Here is a 22,989-nt window from a genome sequence, read left to right on the forward strand (position 1 = left end):
GTGGGCGAGCCTCCTCAAAAGTCTGAATACGGGCGTTGACGAAAGTGCTGTTCTCGAAGCGTGATCGACGGGCTCGCTGTGGAGCCGGACCGATCACAACCCTGACATACCGAAGCGGCCCCGGCCCACCCCTGAGGGTGAACCGGGACCGAATTCGATCAAGCCTGAGCGGCCGGCGCTTCTTCTGCTGCCGGTGCTTCTTCTGCTGCCGGGGCGGCGGCGGCCGGCGCATCGGCTGCGGGAACCTCTGCTGCCGGAGCGTCAGCGGCCGGGGACGCCTGTGCGAGCTGCTCGAGCTCCCACTCTGCGAGCGGCTCGCCTGCGCCGACCTCGGGCTTGGCGTCGGTTGCGGTGTTCTGGCCTGCACGGGCCTGCACACCTTCGGCCACTGCGGATGCGACGACCTTGGTCAGCAGCGCAGCGGAACGGATCGCGTCGTCGTTACCCGGGATCGGGTAGTCGACCACGTCGGGATCGCAGTTGGTGTCCAGGATCGCGATGACCGGGATCTTCAGCTTGCGCGCTTCGCCGACGGCGATGTGCTCCTTGTTGGTGTCGACGATCCAGATGGCCGACGGAACCTTGGCCATGTCGCGGATGCCGCCGAGGGTGCGATCGAGCTTGGTCATCTCACGCGTGAGCATGAGGATTTCCTTCTTGGTGCGTCCCTCGAAGCCACCGGTCTGCTCCATTGCCTCGAGCTCCTTGAGGCGGACCAGGCGCTTGTGCACGGTCTGGAAGTTGGTGAGCATGCCACCGAGCCAGCGCTGGTTCACGTAGGGCATGCCCACGCGAGTTGCCTCAGCGGCGATGGACTCCTGTGCCTGCTTCTTGGTGCCGACGAACAGAACGGTGCCGCCGTGGGCGACCGTCTCCTTGACGAACTCGTAGGCCTTGTCGATGAAGGTCAGAGTCTGCTGCAAGTCGATGATGTAGATGCCGTTGCGGTCGGTGAAGATGAATCGCTTCATCTTCGGGTTCCAGCGACGGGTCTGGTGTCCGAAGTGTGTGCCGCTGTCGAGCAGCTGCTTCATTGTTACTACAGCCATGGCTGAATAACTCTCTTTCATGGTTCGGTTGACGCAGAGTGTCGGTGACCTCTGCCCTGGCGACCGCCGAAGTTGTCGGACCTGAACCACAGGGGGATCAGGACCGCCGACAACCGGTTCTCGTATCGTGAACTCTGCCGAGGCAGTCGATACGATGACGCGGACGCGCGAAGTCGACCCGTGCACGCACAGGCCGCAACAAGGAGTGTAGACCTGCGGCGGCCCCCGTCATAACCAGGCCCGACTGTCAAGAGATTCCGGTGCCTGTGGACGAATCTTTCGGTTGTCCACAATTCGTGCCGGGCCTCGTTTTCCAGCACATTCACAGGCCATCGTCGACGAGTGAACACTCTTCGTACCGGGTGCATCGCCTGCGTTCTTGCCGCGATCGTGCTGACCACGCCGGCCGCGGCAGCCGAATCGGACTCGTTCGCGTGGCCGATACGGCCGCACCCTCGCGTCGTGACACCGTTCGACCGCCCGGAACACGATTGGCTCCCCGGCCATCGCGGGGTCGACCTCGCCGCGGCGGACGGCACCTCGGTTCTGGCCGTCGCCGACGGCACGGTCGTGTTCGCAGGCCTCGTGGCCGGTAAGCCGGTGGTGTCGGTGGACCATCCGGGCGGACTTCGATCGACGTACGAACCCGTGACGGCGGCGGTCCGGGCCGGAGCACGAGTACGACGCGGCGACATCCTGGGTTCGCTGACGTCGGGACACGACGGCTGCACGGCGACATGCCTGCACTGGGGCATCAAGCGGGGCCGCGAATACCTCGATCCGACGGCCCTGGTGCGTGCCCGTCCGATCAGATTGAAACCCGTGCAGGAGCCGGTTCGGTGACGGTCAGTGCGCAGGGCCGGAGTGACGACCGGACGCGGCAGGAAAGTCGTCCGCGACCATGGCGGCAAGCTCGACGAAAGCGCTCCTGGTCTGGGGACGCAGCTTCTCGAGATCGACCACGGCCCCCTCGGCGAGGTGCTCGTCGAACGGAACCACCAGCACCGCGCGGCAGCGCTCCAGGAAGTGTTGCTGCAACAAGTTCATGTCGACCGCGGACGAACCCGGTCGGACCGAACTGATCACCACGACCGTGCGCTCGACCAGATGGCCGTATCCGTGCAGTTCCAGCCAGTCCAGAGTCGCAGCTGCACTGCGTGCCCCGTCGACGGCCGGCGAACTGACCAGAACCAGCGCATTGGCCAGCTGCAGCACCCCGTTCATCGCCGAGTGCATGATGCCGGTTCCGCAGTCGGTGAGGATCAGGTTGTAATAGACCTGCAGCATGTCGATGACCGCGCGATAGTCCTCTTCGCCGAACATCTCCGACGCCGAGGGATCCCGCTCACCGGCCAACACTTCCAGTCGGCTCGGTGCCTGCGAGGTATGAGCGCGAATGTCGGAATACCGGCGAATGTTCGGGGCTGCGGCCAACAAGTCGCGAACAGTCGACGCGGTCTGACGCGGTACCCGCTCTCCGAGTGTCCCGAAATCCGGGTTCGCGTCGACGGCGATGACGCAATCTCCGCGCAGCGACGCGAACGTCGACCCCAGACCCAGGGTGGTCGTCGTCTTGCCGACCCCGCCCTTGAGCGACAGGAACGCGATGCGGTAGTCCCCCAGCACCGGCTGGCGTATGCGATCGACCTGGTTGCGGTAGCGCTCCTCGGCCGTCGACTCGCCGGGGTTGATGACGCCACCGGTCAACCGGTGCACACCGCGACGCCACCCCGACGACGAGGTGCGCTTGGGTCGTTTGAGCAGCGATTCGGCACCCAGGTCCTGACTGCTCGGACGATACGGATTCGGGGCACCTGCCCACGGCTGCGGGGACCAGGGTGCCTGCTGGGCCGGCTGGGCCTGCGACCGATCGTCCCCGACGGGCGGAACGGGCGGCATCTGTGCGTCGGGATAGGCGGCCGGCGGGCCCGGTCGAAGCGGCACGGGCGGGTTGTACCGCGGGGGCACGGGTGGACGCTGCGCAGAATCGGGCGTCTGCCACGGCGGGGGCTGCCGGGGCGTGGAGCGTGGAGTGGACATCGGTTCCGACGGTACGGATCCGGCGGCATCGTCACCCCGGCCGGCGACTGCACTGCCGTCGACTGCACTGCCGGGTCGTGCCCCGTTCACCGGCGCACTGTGGCCATGCGTCGACCACGGCTCCGATTTACCTTGCGGTCGGTCGCGGTCCACGGTCCCCCGTATTCGGTGTAGTCGATCCTGGGCAGACGCTACCAAACGATGCGCCGCCCAGCTCGACGCTCATGCTCTGGGATGCGCCTGATCGTGCACCGCCCGCAACCGTTCGACGGATACGTGAGTGTAGATCTGCGTCGTGGCAAGAGATGCATGTCCGAGCAGTTCTTGCACCACCCGGAGATCGGCACCTCCTTCCAGCAGATGCGTGGCTGCCGTATGGCGGAGGCCGTGCGGTCCCAGGCTGGGTCCGCCGGGGACCGTCTCCAGCACAGCATGCACCGCCGACCTGGCCTGTCGCTGGTCGAGTCGTCCACCCCGACGCCCGAGCAACAGGGCCGGTCCGGATCGATCGACGGCCAGGGCAGGCCTGCCGTCGGTGAGCCAGGCGTCGAGTGCCTGCGCGGCCGGCAGACCGTACGGTGCCGACCGTTCCTTGTTGCCCTTGCCCACCACCCGAACGACTCGTCGATCGGTGTCCACGTCGTCGACATCGAGACCGCACAGCTCCCCCACGCGGACCCCGGTCGCATACAACAGTTCGACGACGAGTCGATCGCGCAGCGCTATGGGATCGAGTTCGGCGGCACCCGACTCGGCAGCGTCCAGCGCTCGCGTCGCTTGATCGTGACGCAGCACTCCGGGCAGGGTGCGGTGACCCGACGGGGACGCGAGACGCTGCGCGGGGCCGACCTTCACAGCCCCGACCCGTTCGAGCCACGCCCCGAACGTTCGCACCGACGAGGTGCGCCTGGCCATCGATGTCCGGGCCGCGCCGGCCGCCGAGTACCCCGCCAACCACGAGCGCACGACACGCAGATCCAGATCGGCGATCGTTGCGCCCGGTGAGGACGCGGCCAGGTGCGCCAATAACGAACGCGCGTCGGCAACGTAGGCCCGGATGGTGTGCTCCGACCGTTCCCGGCCGAGGCGCAGGTGTTCGGCGAACTCCTCGACGTGCACCTCCAGGGGCGGCGGCAGCGAATCGGTCATCGGCTCAGCTTGGGCGCTGACGTCTCGCGCGACAACCGGACACGCCGTCGGGTGGACGTCGGTGCGCGATCAGGCGTCGACTCCCGCCTCCGCCTGTGCCAGCTCACGCTTCCAGGCTCGGAAAGTTTCCTCGGTCCGCCCCCGACGCCAGTAACCCGAGATCGACGCCCACTCGGCCCCGACCCCACGTTCCTTGCGGATGTACGGACGGAGGTTGTGCATGACGGCCTGCGCCTCACCGTGGACGAACACCTGCGCCTGCCCGGGTAGCCATTCGGTGTTCTTGACGGCCTCGATCAGCGGTGCGTTGTCTCCGGCCCGGTCGTCGCCGATCTCGTTCGACGACGCGCCCCGGTGCACCCAGGTGACGTCGACGACTGCGAGAGTCTCCATATAGATCTCGTCGTGACGGTCGCCGACCTCGATGAACACCTTGGCGATGGCGTCTTCGGGGAGGGCCTCGACCGCAGCCGAGATGGCCGGGATAGCCGATTCGTCGCCTGCGAACAGGTGCCAATCGGCATCGGGGCGAGGCGCGTACGCCCCCGACGGCCCGAAGAACGACATCTCGTCGCCCGGCTTCGCGCGTGTGGCCCACGGTCCGGCGACGCCCTCGTCGCCGTGCACCACGAAGTCGATGGCGATTTCCCGCGCGTCGGTGTCGACGGATCGAACGGTGTAGGTCCGCATGATCGGATCGTCCTCGGTTCCGAAGAACAGCTTGACGTACGCATCGGTCTTATCGATGGCGTCGAACTCCTCGAAGCCTGGACCACCCAGATACACCCGGTGCATGTGCGGGGTCAGCGCTTCCGTGCGCACTACGGTCAACGTGGTTTTCTTACGCGGCACTACAGACCCCTCTTCGAGCGAACGACGCCGATGCTCACTGCACCGACTAAGCATTACCTAACACCCTACCTTCACCGGGCTGCGGTAGGGCCGTCACCTCAGCCGCGCACCACCCGGGCCCACCCGGTCTCGTCGTTGCTCACGAAGCCGTCCATCTCCATCACCGGTAGCGCGGCGCGGACCTTCGACAACGGAACTCCGGAACTCTCCGACAGTTCACGGGTGGACAACGCTCCCGTGGCCGGCAGCGCGTCGTAGATCAACAGTGCGGTCTCGGACAGCGCATCGATTTCCCGGAACAGATCGGGACGGGGTTCCTCCGGCGAGCCGAGCGCCCCGGCCTCGGCCACCACATCGTGCGAGCTCGACACCAGAACGGCCTCACCCTCACGAATCATGCGATGGCATCCCTTCGACGTCGGAGAAGTGACCGGCCCCGGCACCGCAAGAACGGGGCGCCCCAGTTTCGCCGCCCACGCCGCGGTGTTGCGCGCCCCGCTTCGCCATCCCGCCTCGACGACCACCACCGCCGAACCGAGAGCCGCCACCAGTCGGTTGCGCGCCAGGAACCGGTGCTTGGCCGGAGTGGTTCCGGGCGCGTATTCACTGAGAACGACACCGCTCGAGGCGATCTGACGCAACAGGCGGGAGTGGCCCGCCGGGTATGCCCGGTCGACGCCGCAGGCGAGCACCGCCATCGTCGTCCCCTCGACTCCGAGTGCCGCGCGATGCGCTGCCGCATCGATACCGAAGGCAGCACCCGACACGACGGTCCAGCCGTCCAGCGCCAGATCGGCGGAGATCTCGGCAGTGACGTGGTCGCCGTACGGACTCGACGCTCGGGTTCCGACTATCGACACCGATCGTTCGGTGTCTGCTCCGACAGACCGGTTTCCCAACGCCCACAGTGCGATCGGCGGCGACGTGTCGACACCCGCGGTGAGGCCGGACCCATCGAAGCCGAGAAAACGCCACGCAGGCCACTCGTCGTCGTCAGGGGTGATCAGCCGTCCACCGAGAGCGGCCATGTGGTCCAGATCTGCTGCTGCAGTGTCGACATGAGCCCGTGCTGCCAGTCGCTCACCCAAGTGTCCGGCGCGTACGGCTGCGGCGGTGACCTCGGGGCCGTGGGCAGCGGCGTGGTCCGTCACCGTGCGATGCGGACCCTGTGCCACCCGGGACAGATACGCCCACGCCAGCCGACGTGCGTCATAGGTCATGCCACTCCCCTGTCTCGAAAATCCAGTGCGGCACCGACCTCGTCTGCACCGGGCACGGTGCCGCCGGCGAGATCGTTCAGAGTCCACGCCACCCGAATCGCACGATCCGCGCCGCGCGCGGTCAGCGATCCATTGCGCAATGCCCGCTCGATCGGTGCCAGCGTCGACCGAGCGAGCCGAAACCGTTGACGCAGTGCGGGTCCGGGCACTTCCGCATTGGTCCTCCACCCGAACTCCGACCAACGATGAGCGCCAGCATCCCTCGCTCCCGTCACGCGGGCGCGAATATCGGCCGTTCCTTCTCCGATGTCGTCGACCAGCGCCCCGGTCGCGACTCCCATCATCTGAATTCGGAGATCGACCCGGTCGAGGAGCGGTCCGGACAGTTTTCCCAAGTACTTGCGGCGAGCAGTGGGCGCGCACACGCAGTCGGCCTGCCGCGCCGGTGCGCACGGACACGGATTGGCCGCCAGGACGAGTTGGAACCTCGCCGGGTACCGGGCCACCCCGTCGCGACGCGCAATCCGAATTTCACCGTCTTCGAGTGGGGTTCGCAACGCTTCGAGTACCCGGATGCTCATCTCGGCGCATTCGTCGAGGAACAGAACTCCGCGATGCGCGCGACTGACTGCGCCGGGCTTGGCCATACCGGTACCTCCGCCGACCAACGCGCTCACCGACGTCGAATGGTGTGGCGCGATGAACGGCGGTGACGTGATCAGCGGTCGCGCGCTCGTCAGCAGCCCCGCCACCGAATGGATCGCGGTCACCTCCAGCGCCTCGGACTCGGTGAGCGGCGGGAGTATTCCCGGAAGACGTTGCGCGAGCATTGTTTTCCCGATGCCCGGTGGCCCGGTCAACATGATGTGATGCGCACCGGCCGCAGCGACCTCCAACGCCCATCGGGCATCTGCCTGACCGGCAACGTCACTGAGATCCGGGTAACTCTCCTGATGCCAGTCGGTGGGGGTGGGCGATTCCAGCGCCTGCTCACCACGAAGCCACGCAACGACATCTGCCAGGCAATCGGCACCCAACACCTCGATACCGTCCACCAGACCCGCTTCGGGCAGACACCGACTCGGCACCACCACCCGCTGCCACCCCGCCGCCTTCACCGCGAGCACTCCGGGCAGTACCCCGCGGACCGCTCGCAACCTGCCGTCCAGAGCCAACTCCCCCAGAAACACCGTCTCCGACAGGCTTCCCCGCGGAATGGCCTTGGCGGCGTCGAGGACCGACAATGCCAGCGCGAGGTCGTACACCGAGCCACCCTTGGGCAACGTCGCCGGAGACAACGCGAGAATCACTCGACTGTCCGGCCAGGTACCACCCGAGTTCTTCACCGCGGCCTTGACCCGATCACGCGATTCGTTCAGCGCGGTATCGGGCAGTCCCACCAGATGGGTCCCCGGAAGACCCTGACCGATATCGGCTTCGATCTCCACCAACACTCCGTCGACGCCGTTGACCGCCACCGAATGGGCTCGTCCCAGGGGCATCAGAACGCCGCCCTGACGTGAGTGAGAACAGGGTCGTCACCGCGACCGATCACGATGGCGATCACGTCGAATCGGATGTGGACCCACGGCCCTCCGCGAAGCGAAAGCCACTGCAACGCCAATCCTCTGATCCGAGTCTGCTTGGTGTACGTCACCGCTTCCGCCGGCGTTCCGTAACCGATTCCCGAACGCGTTTTGACTTCGACGAACACCATCGTCTCGCCCTCGCGCGCAATGATGTCGAGCTCCCCCGAACGATGCCGCCAATTCCGCTCGATCACCTCCAGGCCGATGTGCTCGAGATGGCGTGCAGCAAGGTCCTCACCGCGGGCCCCGAGTTCTTGATTGGTCGGCATGTCGAATTCCTCCACTCTGCGGCCGCACAGCACGGCCGGATCCGGTCGCCATGACGGTGACACGACCGAAAGGAGGTGATTCCGAGAAAGTGCAGGTGCCGCATTGCCCTGTGGACACGCGCAATCCTGTGGAGAGAACCGTCGAATCGCAGGGCCGACACACCTGTTTTGTCGTACCTGTGTGCTTACCGGCGTTCATGCCCTGTCGATCGCCCGACAAATGGTTCGAACATGCAAAAGCTCCGTCCGGATTACTGCACGGACGGAGCTGAAGCACGGAATCGGTAATCGAATTCGATGACCGAACTACCGCTGACCGAAGACAGCGGGCATATCAAGGCTGGGAGGCGGTCAGTGCGCAGCCTCGTAGGCGGCCTGAACTTCCTGGCTGATTCGACCTCGGGCGCTGACCTCGTGGCCGTTTTCGCGAGCCCACGCTCTGATGTCCTGCAGATCGACCTTTCCTCGAGCCGGTGCAGGCGCGGCACCGGTCTTGCGGGGGCGGCGACCGGAAATCTTCTCGGCGTGCTCGATCCAGAAAGCCAGCTGCTCGTGCAGTTCGTTCGCATGCTTGAGATTCAAGTCGATGCGGTACTGGTTTCCACCGATACCGAATTCGATCGACTCCCCCTGGCCTTCTTTGATTACCGAGCCGTCGACATCGTCGATCATCTGGACAAGCGTCTTGCGTGCCATCTCGTACCTCTTACGCGTCTGGGAGAATGTGGTAATTCAAGTTCTACCACCGATTATCGGACCGAGGCAAAGACCCAACGATGTTCACATCGGCGTAGGGTCGAAAACATTCGGTACGAAAACGTGTGAATACCGGAAGCTATTTGCATCATTAAATCGAAATACTATGTGAGACAACAGAATTCGGCGTTCACATTTCGACGATTCTCCCGCGCTCGACGTAACCCGGCAACGGGCCTCTGCTCGAAACAGAACACGGGGAATTATTCGGTCGGTTGTCCAGCTTTTCGCTGATCGGTGCGCTTCGGAACACTCCACACGGGAAATCTGCCGCGCGGAACCGTCCAGGTGCGCCCGTCAGGCACCGGGCACACCTGCCGATCCGACCCGGGTAGGACTATTCGGGGAGACGCAGATCCGGTTTGTCCAGCTCTTCGATGTTGACGTCCTTGAACGTGATCACCCGCACGTGCTTGACGAAACGAGCCGGTCTGTACATGTCCCATACCCACGAGTCGGACATCCGCAATTCGAAGTAGATCTCACCGTCGGCATTGTGCGGAATGAGTTCGACGGAGTTCGCGAGATAGAAACGACGCTCGGTTTCGACGACATAGTTGAACTGTCCGACGATGTCCCGATACTCGCGGTACAGCGAGAGCTCCATCTCGGTTTCGTACTTTTCGAGATCTTCGGCACTCATCGGTCTCTTTCATCCTCCAGTCGGGCGTGAAATTCAATCATGGCGCACCGTCGTCGGTGCAGTCCATTCGCCCCAGTGCGTCGACCTCGCTACGCGAGCGACCGGCTGCCGCGGCAGCCACGTTGGCATAGGACATTCGATGCTCTCGGCTCGGGCCGAGCGTGGTCATCGCGGTCGAATGCGCACGTGTGCTGTACCCCTTGTGCACGGCGAATCCGTAACCGGGAATGTCGGTGTCCATCTGCACCATCAACCGGTCTCTGGACACCTTGGCCAGGACACTGGCCGCAGCGATGCAGGCAGCTGTGGCGTCCCCTCCGATGACGGGTAGAGACGGCACCGGAAGTCCGGGAACCCGAAAGCCGTCGGTGAGGACATACCCGGGAGTGAGGCTCAGGCCCGCCACCGCGCGGCGCATTCCCTCGATGTTCGCCACGTGTACCCCGATGCGGTCGACCTCGGCCGCGTCGACGAACACCACACTCCACGCAAGTGCCAATTTCTTGATCCGGGGAAAGAGCTCCTCCCGGCGACGCTCGGTCAGCTTCTTGGAATCGTCGAGGTCCGCGAGGGCAGTGTGCGACCGAGAGCCCAGGATGCACGCCGCGACCGTCAACGGCCCCGCGCAGGCTCCCCTGCCTGCTTCGTCGACACCCGCAACCGGACCGAGCCCGTTGCGTTCGAGTGCCGATTCCATGGTCCGCAGCCCCGCCGCCCTCCTAATGATGGGACGAGGCGGCCACGACGAGCGGCTCAGAGATGCGCGCGCACGAGGCGCGGGACGAGGACGGGCCGTCATCGACCCTGAATGTCCGGCGAGTCCAGGAGGCCGGTTCGCGATGGCGGCAACGCGGTGGCCACGGCCTTACCTATCACGTTGTCCAGCGGAACGGTGCCGGTGAACTCGTCGGTGACGTGATACCGCGAGTCTCGCGAATTGCTGCGATTGTCGCCCATGACCCAGATGTTGCCCTCGGGCACCGTTACAGGGTCGAAGCACCGGCCCGACTTCAATTCGGTCTCGCACGTCATCGTGTCCGGAACGAACGGGAAATCCATCTGTATGTACGGCTCGTCCAACGGCTTTCCGTCCACGAGCACCCGTCCCTGAGCGTCACAGCACTCGACCGTCTGACCGCCGGTGGCAATGACGCGTTTGACCAGATCGTTCTCGTCCGGAGCGACGACTCCGATCAAAGAGCCCACTTCCTGGGCCCCGCGGATGACCGAATTGTCGGAGCGCTGCGAGACGAATTCGTCGTTCCAGGAATCGGGGCCGCGGAACACGACGATATCGCCGGGCTTCGGATCGCCGAATCGATAGCCGATCTTCTCCACGACGATGCGGTCCCCGGTGCAGCCGGCGCAGCCGTGCAGTGTCGGTTCCATCGATTCGGATGGGATGAGATAGACCCGGGCGACGAACGTCTGAAGCAGAAAACTCAGCACGAGAGCTACCAGAATGAGGATGGGAAGTTCACGCCAGAAGGACCGCTGCTTGCGATCCGCACGCTTGTTCCGGGGAGACTCGTCGTCGGGCTCGTTCGTCGAACCCTGTGGGGTCGGATCCTGTGGGGACTGCGTCACCTGGACAGGTTAGCCGGAACCGTCGCCCGCGGGCCGGTCGGTCCGCGCCTGCGGCGTTTTCACCGAGCATCGCTCGTACCGGTACGTCCGAAATGTCAGGGCGGTGGCTCCAACGCACCATGCCGCGTCACCGATGTTCGGTGACGCGGCATGGTTGCTGCTCGAAGCGGTCGATACGACCGGGTCAGCGCTTTTCTTTGATCTTGGCGGCCTTGCCACGCAGATCGCGGAGGTAGTACAGCTTCGCGCGACGAACGTCGCCGCGAGTGAGGACCTCGAACTGCGCGATGTTGGGGCTGTGCACCGGGAAAGTGCGCTCCACGCCGACGCCGAACGACACCTTACGAACGGTGAACGTCTCGCGGACGCCACCGCCCTGACGTCGAATCACGACGCCCTTGAAGATCTGAATACGCTCTTTCGAGCCTTCGATAACCTTGACGTGCACGTTCAGCGTGTCGCCGGGGCGGAAATCGGGGATGTCGCTACGCAGCGACTGATTGTCGAGAAAGTCCAGGGTGTTCATCGGTTGTGCCATCCTTGCGTTCTGCGCTTGAGCAGAGGAACCGAGCGGCTCGCCACCGGGGCGGCACAACTGGTTCGTACTCCGAGTGAGGTGTGTGCCTCGCGAGAGGCAACCCGCCTATTGTGCCAGACCGTCAGGCGTTCGAGGAAATCGCCCCGACCGAGGACTGGGCCACGGTTCCGGCCTGGGGTGCAGGCACGACGGTCCGCGCGAGCTCGTCCTCGGTGGCCTCGACCGCGTGAACAATGCTGGGCTTGCCCGCGATCGCATCCTGCAGGTAGATCTTGGCCCGTATCAACGGCCTGCGCCACTTCTTCTCTCGCCGCAGCGCACGCTCCATCTTCTTCGGTCTGCTCGTGTAGCGCCACCTCGCCCAGGGTGCACTCGGCCTGCTGAGTCGGACCGCGGCCAGAATGAGGATGGGCAGAACGAACAGCCCGATCAGCCCGGTCCAGATCTTGCCCTTGAGCAGCACGACGACGCACAGACTCAGGTTGAGCAGTGCCAGCACACCGAGTGTTCCGCGAACCCAGGGATCGGGATCGGCCCGGAAATCGGCGGGGCTGAGCAGCTCCAACGGGTGAAGTCCCAGTAGCAGGAACCCGGTGAAGGCGACGGCTGCGAATACCGCATCGACGGATGTTCGGCCCTGCTCGGACCAGTAGACGTCGCGGAGATAGAAGATGAGTGCAAATTCGTCGAGCACGAGGGCAGCACCGCTGCCGAAGATCGCCGCCAGCACGGCACCGATGGTCTGCGACCCGTCCACGTACACCGCGATGAGCCCGATCCCCGCCAACAGCATCAGCACGATTCCGAACACGACATGGTGAATGTGCTGGCCGCCAGGGGTGATGTTGCCAGGCCACCACTTCACATCCGCGCGAATCATTCTGACGCTCAGGCGAATCAGCAGAAATCCCACGAGTAGGCCGAGCAGGAAGCAGAGCAACGGAAGGCGGCCGTGCTCGACGACACCGTGCTCCAACCACCTCACGCGCTCCACGTCCTTCCCGCCGCACGCCCGAAACAACGGCTATCGCCGAATCAGCCTATTCTCGTTCTTCGCCGCCGGGGTCGGCATCGACCGGGAAAGTCCGAGCGCTACTTCCCGAAGCCCGCTTTGCGCAACGCGTCGGCCATGGAACCTGCCGCAGGCGTTGCTGCTTGGCCGCCGCGTCGGTCGCGTTGCGGGCGGTTGCCCTGGCCGCCATTGCTCTGACGGCCGTTGCCCTTGCTCGAGGACGTACCGCGGGAGCGGTCACCCTGCTGCCCACGAGGTGCGTCCTTGCCACCGCTCGCACCGGGCTCGTCGTCCAACCGCAGACTCAGGCCGATGCGCTGACGTGGGATGTCGACCTCCATCACCTTGACCCGCACCACATCGCCGGATTTGACGACCTCACGCGGGTCCTTGACGAAGTTGTGCGACATCGCAGAGACGTGAACGAGTCCGTCCTGATGCACGCCGACGTCGACGAAAGCACCGAACGCCGCCACGTTGGTCACGACACCTTCGAGCGTCATCCCCGGCTTCAGGTCGGCGACCTTCTCGATACCGGCTGCGAAAGTAGCGGTCTTGAACTCCGGACGCGGATCGCGTCCAGGCTTCTCCAGCTCGGAGATGATGTCGGTGACAGTGGGCAGCCCGAATCGTTCGTCGACGAATTCCGCGGGGTCGATGCGGCGCAGGAGTGCGGTGTTGCCCACCACCTCGCGCACGCCCACGCCCGCCTTGCCGACGATGCGGCGCACGACGGGATAGGCCTCCGGGTGCACGCTGGAGCGGTCGAGTGGATCCTCTCCCCCGGAGATGCGCAGGAACCCGGCGCACTGCTCGAAAGCCTTGGGACCCAAGCGCGGTACGTCCTTGAGGGTGCTACGGCTGGAGAACGGACCGTTCTGGTCGCGGTACGCCACGATGCTCTCGGCGAGCGAACCGGCGATACCGGAGACCCTCGACAGCAAGGGCACCGACGCTGTGTTGACGTCGACACCCACCGCGTTCACCGCATCCTCGACCACAGCCCCGAGAGAACGGGCGAGCAGAGTTTCGGAGATGTCGTGCTGGTACTGGCCGACACCGATGGACTTGGGGTCGATCTTGACCAGCTCGGCCAACGGATCCTGCAGCCTGCGAGCGATCGAGACCGCGCCGCGGATGGAGACGTCGAGTTCGGGCAGCTCACTCGAGGCGTACGCCGACGCCGAGTAGACCGAGGCACCCGCCTCGGACACCACCACCTTGGTCAAATTCGCCGCCGGGAATTTTGCAATCAATTCTGCTGCTAAAGAATCGGTTTCGCGTGAGGCCGTACCGTTTCCGATGGCGATGAGCTCCACCTTGTGCTTGGCCGCGAGCCCGGCGAGTGTGGCCACCGCCTGGTCCCACTTGCCCTGCGGCTTGTGGGGATAGATCGTGTCGTAGTCGACGACCTTGCCGGTGGCGTCGACGATCGCCACCTTGGTTCCGGTGCGAAAGCCGGGGTCGAGTCCCATCGTGGTGCGGTTTCCGGCGGGTGCAGCCAACAGGAGGTCTTTGAGGTTGCTCGCGAACACGTCCACGGCGTCCTTCTCGGCCGACTGGCGCAGTCTCATGCGCGTATCGAGTGAGACGGTGACCAGCATCTTGGTGCGCCATGCCCAGCGAACGGTATCGAGCAGCCACTTGTCGGCCGGGCGGCCGCGATCTGCGATTCCGAACTTGGTGGCGATCCGCCCCTCGTAGACACTGGGCACACCGGGAGTCGGCTCGTCCCGCTCGGGTTCGAACCCGAGGGACAGAATCTCTTCCTTCTCACCGCGTAGCGTCGCGAGGATGCGATGCGAGGGCAGGCTCGTGAACGGTTCGGAGAACTCGAAGTAGTCCGAGAATTTCGCGCCTTCCTCCTCTTTTCCCTTGCGCACGGTGGCGACCAGCTTGCCGGAGGTCCACATCAGTTCACGCAGCTCACCCACCAGGTCGGCATCCTCGGCGAAACGCTCGACGAGAATTGCTCGTGCCCCGTCGAGCTGCTCCTGATCGAACTGCGCCGGGTCGGTGGACGGATCGGTGAACAGGGCGTCTGCGACGGGTTCGTGGCCGGCCTCCCGCGCAATCTGTGCCTTCGTCCGACGCTTGGGCTTGAACGGCAGGTAGATGTCCTCGACGCGGGCCTTGGTCTCGGCCAGCATCAGCGACTGTTCGAGCGCGTCGTCGAGTTTGCCCTGCGAACGAATCGATTCGATGACGGCATCTCGCCGCTCGTCGAGTTCTCGGAGGTATCGAAGTCGCTCGTCGAGTTGGCGCAATTGCGCGTCGTCGAGTGTGCCGGTGACCTCCTTGCGGTAGCGCGCGATGAACGGGACCGTGGACCCGCCGTCGAGGAGTTCTACAGCGGCACGAACCTGTTCTTCGCGAACATCGAGTTCTTCGGCTATGCGCTTGTTCACAGATTTCAGAGCAGTGGTCACGGCGATGGACCCTACCGCTAGTGTGGGACAGGTCGGTCAGCGGTTCTATGTGCGGGAGAGTTCTGTAGATGGTCAGGGGGGCTCGGTTACTGACCGCCACCTGCGCCGCACTGTTGGTCCTGAGCGCGTGCTCCGTACCGCCCGATGATCAGGCCGGCGATCCCGGTGGCAGGGATTCGGCGGAGACATCGGCATCACCGTTCCCGGATATCCAGAAGGTCGACGGCGTGGCCTTGGAAGCGCGTATTCCGATGGCGGTGGAATCGGCGCAAGCCCGAGGTGCCGATGTGAACTTCGCGTTGCTGGATCGAGAGACCGGTTCCTACTACAGCAGCGATGCCGACGAGCCGATCGAAACGGCGTCGGTCTCCAAGCTCTTCATTGCCGACGAGGTGATGTTCGAGGCGCAGTCGCAGAACCGCCCCGTCTCCGCCGACGAGCTGGCCACGATGACCAGCATGCTCGAGTTCTCCGACGACAATGCCGCATACACGCTCTGGTATCGATACGGTTCGTCCGAGATCGTCCGCGCAGTCGCGGCGCGATATGCCCTGAGGAACACCGACGCTCCCGGCGACGACCAGTGGTACAACACGGAAACGACTCCCAGTGACCTGGTCGGCTACTACGCCGGGCTGCTGAACGGCAGCGGCGGCCTGACCACCGCGTCGACCGACATCATCATCGGAATGCTGCGACGCTCGGCCCCCGTAGCTGCCGACGGCTACAAGCAACACTTCGGGATCGTCGACGGCTTACCTGGCGAGACCGTGCATGCAGTCAAGCAGGGCTGGATGTGCTGCGTGTCCGATCGGTGGGTCCATCTGTCGACGGGAACCATCGGCGCGGACAATCGCTACGTACTGGCCCTGTCGTCCCGTGAAGACATCTTCTACGCCGACGACATGGAAAGTTACCCGGACACGGCCGTCGTCGACGTGAGCGACGACGCCAGCGCACTGCACGCACGGGACACCCTGACCGGCTTCGTGTCGATGTTGTTCCCCGACGGCAGAATCAGCTGAAAACGTCAGTCCGTCAGTAGATCCGGGCGTCGGTCCGCTGTTCTGCGCAGAGATTGTTCTCGACGCCAGGCGGCGATCTTCGCGTGGTCGCCGGACAACAGAATCTCGGGGACGTCGAGTTCTCGCCATCGGGCCGGCCGGGTAAAACTCGGACCTTCCAGCAGCCCATCGGAGAACGAATCCTCTTGGTGCGACTGCTGATTGCCGAGTACGCCCGGCATCAATCTGACGACGGCCTCGGCCATGACCAGTACTGCCGCCTCGCCGCCGATGAGAACGTAGTCTCCGATGCTGACTTCCTCGACCCGAACGCGGCGTGCGGCGTCGTCGAACACGCGTTGATCGATGCCTTCGTAGCGACCGCACGCGAACACGAGATGCTGTTCGGTGGACCATCTTTCGGCCGTACGTTGTGTGAACGGCACCCCTGCGGGAGTGGGGACGACGAGGAGCGACTCCTCGGTCAGCACGTGGTCGAGTGCGTCACCCCAGACGGTCGGCTTCATGACCATTCCCGGCCCGCCGCCGTACGGGGAATCGTCGACGGCCTTGTGCACGTCGTGGGTCCAGGAGCGCAGGTCGTGAACGTCCACCGATACCAGCCCGCGATCGATCGCCTTACCGAGCAGAGCAGTACGCAGTGGGGTGAGGTATTCCGGGAAGATGGTGACGACGTCGAGGCGCACGAACTACTCCGGATCCAGCAAGCCCTCGGGCGGATCGATCTCGATTGTCTTGTCTGCCAACGACACAGAGGTCACGATGGCCGAGACGAAGGGTACGAGTATCTCGGAACGACCGGATTCCTCGTCAGCACTCGGCGTGATGGACAGCAGTTCGCCTGCTGCCGAGTGCAGGACCTCGCGGACGGTACCGACGACCGAACCGTCGGTGAGTACCACGGTGAGGCCTTCGAGTTCGTGATCGTAGAACTCGTCCGGATCGTCGGACGGCGGGAGATCGGTGGATTCGACGACGAAGAGAATCCCGCGCAGTTCGTCCGCTGCGGTCTTGTCGTCGATGCCGTTCAGACGCAGCAGAAGCCGCCCGGAGTGTTCCCGGACGGCGTCCACCGTGTGTGTCACGGGCTGTGCATTCGATCGTGGCTTGCGGCCACGCAGAACAGTGCCGACGGCGAATCTGTCGTCGGGGTCGTCGGTGCGAACCTCGACAACCACTTCACCTTTGATGCCGTGCGACTTGGCGACACGACCGATGACCAGCTCCATGATGGGTTACGTGACCTATTGGTCCGTGTCGACGACGTCGACTCGGATGCCGCGACCACCGATTCCGGAGACGAGAGTGCGCAGCGCCGTAGCGGTGCGACCACCGCGTCCGATGACCTTGCCCAGGTCGTCGGGGTGCACGTGAACTTCCACGGTGCGTCCACGGCGGCCGGTGATCATCTCGACGCGAACGTCATCGGGATTGGCGACGATGCCGCGAACGAGATGTTCGACGGCATCGGCGACAACGGCACTCACTTCTCAGCAGCCTCGGCGGCCGGCGCGTCTGCCGTCTCGGTTGCTGCAGCGTCGGTGGTGTCCGCGGCAGCGGAATCGTCCGACTTCGGTGCCTTCTTCTTCTTGGCGGTGGTGGCCTCGCCCTGGGGCTCGGAATCCGCCTGCGCCAGCGCAGCGTTGAAGAGGTCGAGCTTGGACGGCTTGGGCTCGGCGACGCGGAGGGTGCCCTCGGTGCCGGGTAGGCCCTTGAACTTCTGCCAGTCGCCGGTGATCTTCAGCAGTGCCTCGACGGGCTCGGTCGGCTGCGCGCCGACGCCCAGCCAGTACTGCGCACGCTCGGAGTTGATCTCGATGACGCTGGGGTCCTGCTTGGGCTCGTACGTCCCGATGGTCTCGATTGCACGGCCGTTACGGCGGGTGCGGGCGTCGGAAATGACGACGCGGTAATGCGGGGTGCGGATCTTGCCGATACGCATGAGCTTGATCTTGACGGCCATGTTCTGGTGAAGCCTTTCGAGGAGTGGTCACTGCGCAATTCAGCGGTTCGCACGGCATGCGAACCCGGTTTTGCGTTGGAGTTGTCGTGACCGCCGCGCGGTACGTAACCGGAGACGGGCGAACAGCGGTCCATTCTGCCAGACGACCACCCGATACCCTCAATCGCCCGGTCAGGCCAGCAGAATCACCAAAGCCGGAAAGGTGTTGTTGACGGAGTGAGCCGTGGTCGACGCGACGATCGAGCCACTTCTCATTCTCGCGATGCCGATGGCGAGTCCTCCCCACAGCAGGACGACGAAGCGCCACCATTCTCGGTGCCAGATCGCGAACATCACCGCCGTGATCACCAGGACCACCCAGCGGTTGCCCAGCCACGCCATCGGCATGGGTCGAGTGCGCTTTTCGAGAGCTCCCCACAACATGCCGCGGAACATCGTTTCTTCGCAGATCGGTGCGCCGATCCAAATCCACACGGCGAAAACGACTTTCCACCCCACGGCGATGTCTGCCATACCGCCCAGCGGTGCCTGATCCTGAAAATCGATACGCGAGAGCAGCACGAGTGCGAGCAGCACTCCACCGACGAGGGCGACTCCGCCCCAGGCCAGACCCGATCGGATATGACCGACGAGTTCGTGAACGGATCTCGGTAGCCCGAAGTCGACGACGGGGCCGTTGCCCCTCGACATCGTCACCGCCACCGCCAGTCCTGCGGCGAGCAGGCTCGGGATCATGATCCCCACGACGAACAGCGGCGAGGACTCCGAGGACACGACCAGGCCGAGGAGCAGGAACCCGGCAAGATTGAGGCCGAGCACGAGGGCGGCCGCCGGCAGTCCCCACCGTTGGCCGGGTCTGCGCTCCTCGGCCGCTGCTTCGGCACGCCAGTAGGTCTCGGACAGTCCCGAGCCCTGCTGTTGCACGTGATTCATCGGTGCCATTCCCGCCCAGCTGGGCCGGTTCACGTCGAATTCCCCCGCGCCTCCTGGTGTGCGGCCGAACTGGTCGGCATCGAATCGGTCCGGGCCTTGCCGCGGATCAACCATCGACGTATCCCGATCCACTCGCGGCGCGTCCACGACGATCGGTCACGCGGCCGCGCAGAATCACCAGCTCGGGGTTGGACAACACGTCCGCTCCCCCGCGCGGGTCGTCGGAGTACACGACGAGATCGGCGGGCGCACCGTGCTCGAGCCCGCCTCGCCCCAGCCACGACCGGGCGTCCCAGCAAGCAGCACCGAGCGCGTCGGTCGGTGACAATCCGACGCGTCCCAGAGCGTCCACCTCGTCGGCGATGCGGCCGTGCGCGATGGATCCGCCGGCGTCGGTTCCCGCGAAGATCGGGATACCTGCGTCGTGGGCACGGCCGACGGTATCGCCGACTCGCGCATGCAACGCGCGCATGTGCCGGGCGTAGACCGGGTAGCGGGTGGCCGAGTCCGCGATGCCGGGAAAGGTCTCGATGTTGATCAACGTCGGCACCAACGCTGTCCCGTGCTGGACCATCATCTCGATGGTCTCGTCGGTCAGGCCGGTGCCGTGTTCGATGCAGTCGATGCCTGCCGCGATCAGTCCGGGGAGCGCGTCTTCCCCGAAGACGTGCGCGGTGACGCGTGCCCCTTCCGCATGGGCCGCGGCAATGGCATCGACGAGGATCGCGTCGTTCCAGAGAGGCCGGAGGTCTCCCACCGAGCGGTCGATCCAGTCACCGACGAGCTTGACCCACCCGTCACCGAATCGCGCCTGTTGCGCGACCGCCTCGGGAAGTTGTGATTCGTCCTCGATGTCGATCGCCAGGCCAGGGATGTATCGCTTCGGGGAGGCGATGTGCCGCCCCGCCCTGATGATGCGTGGGAGATCGTCGTGGTCGTCCAACGCCCGCGTGTCGACCGGAGATCCCGCGTCACGCAGCAGCAGAGCCCCGACGCCTCGTTCGGTCTCGGCCTGCGCGATCGACCCAGCCAGGTCGGTGTGTCCTCCGCCGTACTCGATGCCGACATGACAGTGCGCGTCGACGAGCCCGGGCAGGATCCACCCGCCGTCGTGGATGAAGTCGGCATCGGCGATGGGCTCCGTGGACAGGACACCGCCGTCGATCCACAGGTCGATCGGGGACTCGTCCGGCAGCCCGCGTCCCCGCACCCGCAATGCCGACACCGTAGGCCCGCTTACTTCTTCGGCAGCTTCAGCTGCGAGAGATCGATTCCCTCGAGTCCCGGCGGCAATTGATCGAGGCCCTTGGGCATCGACGACAGGTCGGGCATTCCGGCAGGCATTCCACCCGGCATTCCTGGGAACCCGCCGCGGATCTTCGGCTGTGTGGGCCCGCGAGCACCCTTCTTGCCTTTCTTGCCCTTCTTGTTGTTGCGCACCTGCTTTCGCGCACCCGGCATGCCCATCCGACCGGCCATCGCCGACATCATCTTGCGTGCCTCGAAGAACCGATCGACCAATTGGTTGACGTCGGAGACCTTCACGCCCGAGCCGTTCGCGATCCGCAGCCGTCGAGAGGCATTGATGATCTTCGGATCGGTGCGCTCCTGCGGCGTCATGCCGCGAATGATCGCCTGCACCCGGTCGAGTTGCTTCTCGTCGACATTGGCCAGTTCTTTCATCTGGCCCGCGCCGGGCAACATTCCCAACAGATTTCCGATCGGCCCCATCTTGCGAACGGCCATCATCTGCTCGAGGAAGTCGTCGAGCGTGAGCTGGCCGGAGCCGATCTTGTTGGCGGTGGCCTCGGCCTGCTCGGCGTCGAAGTGCTGCTCGGCCTGCTCGATGAGGCTGAGCACGTCGCCCATGCCGAGGATGCGACTGGCCATGCGGTCGGGGTGGAAGACGTCGAAATCTTCGAGCTTCTCGCCGGTCGACGCGAACATGATGGGCTGCCCGGTCACCTCGCGCACGCTCAGTGCTGCGCCGCCGCGGGCATCGCCGTCGAGCTTGGTCAGCACGACACCGGTGAAGCCGACTCCGTCGCGGAACGCCTCGGCGGTACTGACGGCGTCCTGGCCGACCATGGCGTCGAGAACGAACAAGGTTTCGTCCGGCTCGACCGCGTCGCGAATACCGGCGGCCTGGCTCATCAGCTCGGTGTCGATACCGAGACGGCCTGCGGTGTCGACGATGACCACGTCGTACTGCTTGCTGCGAGCCTCGGCCACTCCGGCGCGGGCCACCTCGACCGGGTCCGCGGCCGACACGCCGAGCGCGTTCTCGCCACCGCCGATGGACGTGCCCGGGTGCGGGGCGAAGACTGCCGCGCCTGCCCGTTCGCCGACGATCTGGAGCTGGCTGACGGCACCGGGACGTTGCAGGTCACAGGCGACGAGAAGCGGAGTGTGACCCTGACCCTTGAGCCACTTGGCGAGCTTGCCCGCCAAGGTCGTCTTACCGGAACCCTGCAGGCCGGCCAGCATGATGACGGTGGGCGGGTTCTTGGCGAACACCAGTCTGCGTGTTTCGCCGCCGAGGATGCCGACCAGTTCCTCGTTGACGATCTTGACGACCTGCTGAGCCGGGTTGAGTGCGCCCGATACTTCGGCACCCTTGGCGCGGACCTTGATGCGGTTGATGAACTCCCGCACGACGGGCAACGCCACGTCGGCCTCGAGCAGGGCCAGTCGGATCTCGCGGGCTGTGGCGTCGATATCCGCACCGGACAGTCGACCTTTGCCACGCAGGTCCTTGAGAGTCCCGGTCAACCTGTCGGAAAGGGATTCGAACACCGATTGCACTCCTGAGCTAGCCGATCACCGAAAACGAGCCGAGTCCGGCACTGTCACCAGACCGAGTCCGGCGTTGTCACCAGACTAACGCCAGCCCACCTTATCCTCGCTCAGGGCGTCGGGCAGTGAGTCCGTTCGGTGCGGTGCGACCGGTCAGGCCTTGCTTGCCGAATCACTCCACGTCACAGCGACGCCGCGGGTGGAGAGCCACTGTGCGGGATCGACTTTGACGCCGGCGGGATCGTGCACCTCGAAATGCAGGTGCGGGCCGGTCGACTGACCGCGATTGCCCACAGTTGCGATCTGTTCTCCGGCTGTGACCCGCTGACCGGGCTGCACCGAGAAGTCGTTGACGTGTCCGTAGATGGTCTCGGTGCCGTCGTCGTGCAGAACCTTGACCCAGAGTCCGAACCCGGACGCCGGTCCCGCATCGGACACCGTGCCGTCGGCTGCAGCGTAGATGGGCGTGCCGATCGGGGCGGCGATGTCCAGCCCGCTGTGCTGGGTGCCCCACCGCGAACCGAAGTTCGACGTCAACACTCCGGCGACGGGCTGGACCGTCGCCTTCTTCAACGAACGCAGACTCTCGAGCGGAGACGCCGGCCCGGCACCTGTTCCACCGAGTCCGACGTCGTCGAGCCACTGCTGGGCCGCGGCGTCCACCTCGGGGCCGAGAGCGGCGAGCGGTCCCGGAGTCGGTGCCTGTGTCGCGGCGTCCGACGGGACTGCCGAAGGATCGGTCTGTGGGGCCGGAGCAAGGTCCGGTGCGGCCTGCGGCGGCGCACCGAAAAGCGGCGCGAACTGCGGCAACTCGAACTGTGGCGGCACGAACTGCGGTGGCACGAACTGGGGCAGCTCGAATCCGGCAGGCAGCACACCCTCCGGGACGGCGAAGGGGAATCCGGCCGCGGGCGGTTCCGGGACGGGTGCCGCGCCTGCGGTGCCCGCGCCCATGGTGGTCGCGCCGACGACGATGGCACCGGTTGCGGCGACGATGGTGGCCGCACGCCTGCCGGTGTCCTGAACTTCCTCCGCGGCGCGGTGCTTGCCACCGGGCGTACCCGATGCCGTCTCGGCCGGTACGTAGATGTTCGACCGTCGGTGTGATCCCACAGTGCGCGCCTCTCGAAATGTCAGAA

24 protein-coding genes are annotated in these 22,989 nt (G+C 65.1%); 2 read left to right on the forward strand and 22 right to left on the reverse strand.

The window, feature by feature from the left end:
- Nucleotides 1–158 precede the first annotated feature (158 nt).
- A complete protein-coding gene (rpsB, locus tag J2X62_RS20350) occupies nt 159–1,049 on the reverse strand; it encodes a 30S ribosomal protein S2 (RefSeq protein ID WP_310182942.1) in 891 nt (296 codons plus the stop codon).
- Nucleotides 1,050–1,391: 342 nt separating this feature from the next.
- Here rpsB and J2X62_RS20355 point away from each other — a divergent pair, with 342 nt between their 5' ends.
- Nucleotides 1,392–1,892, forward strand: a complete 501-nt coding sequence (locus J2X62_RS20355) for a M23 family metallopeptidase (protein WP_081371335.1) — start codon at nt 1,392–1,394, stop codon at nt 1,890–1,892.
- A 3-nt stretch (nt 1,893–1,895) separates the two neighbouring features.
- On the opposite strand, the gene J2X62_RS20360 is transcribed toward J2X62_RS20355, so the two are convergent.
- The 13 genes from J2X62_RS20360 to J2X62_RS20420 form a co-directional block, all read right to left on the reverse strand.
- Nucleotides 1,896–2,948 (reverse strand): MinD/ParA family protein, encoded by a 1,053-nt coding sequence (locus J2X62_RS20360; RefSeq protein WP_371832754.1) that lies wholly within the window; start codon nt 2,946–2,948, stop codon nt 1,896–1,898.
- Between the two features lie 363 nt (nt 2,949–3,311).
- A complete protein-coding gene (locus J2X62_RS20365; RefSeq protein ID WP_310182948.1) occupies nt 3,312–4,238 on the reverse strand; it encodes a tyrosine recombinase XerC in 927 nt (308 codons plus the stop codon).
- Nucleotides 4,239–4,307: 69 nt separating this feature from the next.
- Complete coding sequence (locus tag J2X62_RS20370) at nt 4,308–5,090, reverse strand: siderophore-interacting protein (protein WP_310182950.1); 783 nt, start codon at nt 5,088–5,090, stop codon at nt 4,308–4,310.
- Nucleotides 5,091–5,188: 98 nt separating this feature from the next.
- A complete protein-coding gene (gene dprA, locus J2X62_RS20375; RefSeq protein WP_027496698.1) occupies nt 5,189–6,310 on the reverse strand; it encodes a DNA-processing protein DprA in 1,122 nt (373 codons plus the stop codon).
- A complete protein-coding gene (locus tag J2X62_RS20380; RefSeq protein ID WP_310182956.1) occupies nt 6,307–7,812 on the reverse strand; it encodes a YifB family Mg chelatase-like AAA ATPase in 1,506 nt (501 codons plus the stop codon). Before J2X62_RS20380 ends, dprA begins: the two co-directional genes overlap by 4 nt.
- Nucleotides 7,812–8,168, reverse strand: coding sequence for a YraN family protein (locus J2X62_RS20385; protein WP_027496696.1), 357 nt, complete (start codon nt 8,166–8,168; stop codon nt 7,812–7,814). The genes J2X62_RS20380 and J2X62_RS20385 overlap by 1 nt, the downstream gene beginning before the upstream one ends.
- Before the next feature lie 351 nt (nt 8,169–8,519).
- Nucleotides 8,520–8,864: an Lsr2 family protein gene (locus tag J2X62_RS20390; RefSeq protein WP_027496695.1), complete on the reverse strand. Its 345-nt coding sequence runs from the start codon at nt 8,862–8,864 to the stop codon at nt 8,520–8,522.
- 397 nt (nt 8,865–9,261) lie between these two features.
- Complete coding sequence (locus tag J2X62_RS20395) at nt 9,262–9,567, reverse strand: DUF2469 domain-containing protein (RefSeq protein WP_008717288.1); 306 nt, start codon at nt 9,565–9,567, stop codon at nt 9,262–9,264.
- A gap of 37 nt (nt 9,568–9,604) precedes the next feature.
- Nucleotides 9,605–10,366 (reverse strand): ribonuclease HII, encoded by a 762-nt coding sequence (locus tag J2X62_RS20400; RefSeq protein ID WP_072692096.1) that lies wholly within the window; start codon nt 10,364–10,366, stop codon nt 9,605–9,607.
- Entirely contained in the window at nt 10,363–11,154 is a 792-nt protein-coding gene (gene lepB / locus J2X62_RS20405) for a signal peptidase I (protein WP_027496693.1), read from the reverse strand. Before lepB ends, J2X62_RS20400 begins: the two co-directional genes overlap by 4 nt.
- Before the next feature lie 184 nt (nt 11,155–11,338).
- Nucleotides 11,339–11,680 (reverse strand): 50S ribosomal protein L19, encoded by a 342-nt coding sequence (gene rplS, locus J2X62_RS20410; RefSeq protein ID WP_027496692.1) that lies wholly within the window; start codon nt 11,678–11,680, stop codon nt 11,339–11,341.
- 133 nt (nt 11,681–11,813) lie between these two features.
- A complete protein-coding gene (locus J2X62_RS20415) occupies nt 11,814–12,677 on the reverse strand; it encodes a hypothetical protein (protein WP_370878684.1) in 864 nt (287 codons plus the stop codon).
- A gap of 107 nt (nt 12,678–12,784) precedes the next feature.
- Nucleotides 12,785–15,133 (reverse strand): Tex family protein, encoded by a 2,349-nt coding sequence (locus J2X62_RS20420; RefSeq protein ID WP_310182982.1) that lies wholly within the window; start codon nt 15,131–15,133, stop codon nt 12,785–12,787.
- Nucleotides 15,134–15,201: 68 nt separating this feature from the next.
- On the opposite strand from J2X62_RS20420, the gene J2X62_RS20425 reads away from it, so the two are divergent.
- The gene (locus J2X62_RS20425; protein ID WP_052057248.1) at nt 15,202–16,158 is read left to right on the forward strand and encodes a serine hydrolase; all 957 of its coding nucleotides are present in this window, start codon (nt 15,202–15,204) and stop codon (nt 16,156–16,158) included.
- A 5-nt stretch (nt 16,159–16,163) separates the two neighbouring features.
- On the opposite strand, the gene trmD is transcribed toward J2X62_RS20425, so the two are convergent.
- The 8 genes from trmD to J2X62_RS20465 form a co-directional block, all read right to left on the reverse strand.
- Entirely contained in the window at nt 16,164–16,844 is a 681-nt protein-coding gene (gene trmD / locus J2X62_RS20430; RefSeq protein WP_310182986.1) for a tRNA (guanosine(37)-N1)-methyltransferase TrmD, read from the reverse strand.
- Nucleotides 16,845–16,847: 3 nt separating this feature from the next.
- Nucleotides 16,848–17,387, reverse strand: coding sequence for a ribosome maturation factor RimM (gene rimM / locus J2X62_RS20435; RefSeq protein WP_027496688.1), 540 nt, complete (start codon nt 17,385–17,387; stop codon nt 16,848–16,850).
- Between the two features lie 15 nt (nt 17,388–17,402).
- Nucleotides 17,403–17,645, reverse strand: coding sequence for an RNA-binding protein (locus J2X62_RS20440; RefSeq protein ID WP_027496687.1), 243 nt, complete (start codon nt 17,643–17,645; stop codon nt 17,403–17,405).
- On the reverse strand, nt 17,642–18,121 hold the full coding sequence (gene rpsP, locus J2X62_RS20445; protein WP_027496686.1) for a 30S ribosomal protein S16: 480 nt from the start codon (nt 18,119–18,121) through the stop codon (nt 17,642–17,644). The genes J2X62_RS20440 and rpsP overlap by 4 nt, the downstream gene beginning before the upstream one ends.
- Nucleotides 18,122–18,292: 171 nt before the next feature.
- Nucleotides 18,293–19,168, reverse strand: coding sequence for a CPBP family intramembrane glutamic endopeptidase (locus tag J2X62_RS20450; protein WP_080731228.1), 876 nt, complete (start codon nt 19,166–19,168; stop codon nt 18,293–18,295).
- Nucleotides 19,161–20,279, reverse strand: coding sequence for an amidohydrolase family protein (locus tag J2X62_RS20455; protein ID WP_222066172.1), 1,119 nt, complete (start codon nt 20,277–20,279; stop codon nt 19,161–19,163). Before J2X62_RS20455 ends, J2X62_RS20450 begins: the two co-directional genes overlap by 8 nt.
- Nucleotides 20,280–20,290: 11 nt before the next feature.
- Nucleotides 20,291–21,850: a signal recognition particle protein gene (gene ffh, locus J2X62_RS20460; protein WP_032366589.1), complete on the reverse strand. Its 1,560-nt coding sequence runs from the start codon at nt 21,848–21,850 to the stop codon at nt 20,291–20,293.
- 153 nt (nt 21,851–22,003) lie between these two features.
- Entirely contained in the window at nt 22,004–22,963 is a 960-nt protein-coding gene (locus J2X62_RS20465) for a peptidoglycan DD-metalloendopeptidase family protein (RefSeq protein ID WP_310182992.1), read from the reverse strand.
- Between the last annotated feature and the right edge of the window lie 26 nt (nt 22,964–22,989).

Origin of the sequence: Rhodococcus sp. 3258 (assembly GCF_031456475.1) — a bacterium.
GTDB lineage: Bacteria > Actinomycetota > Actinomycetes > Mycobacteriales > Mycobacteriaceae > Rhodococcoides > Rhodococcoides fascians.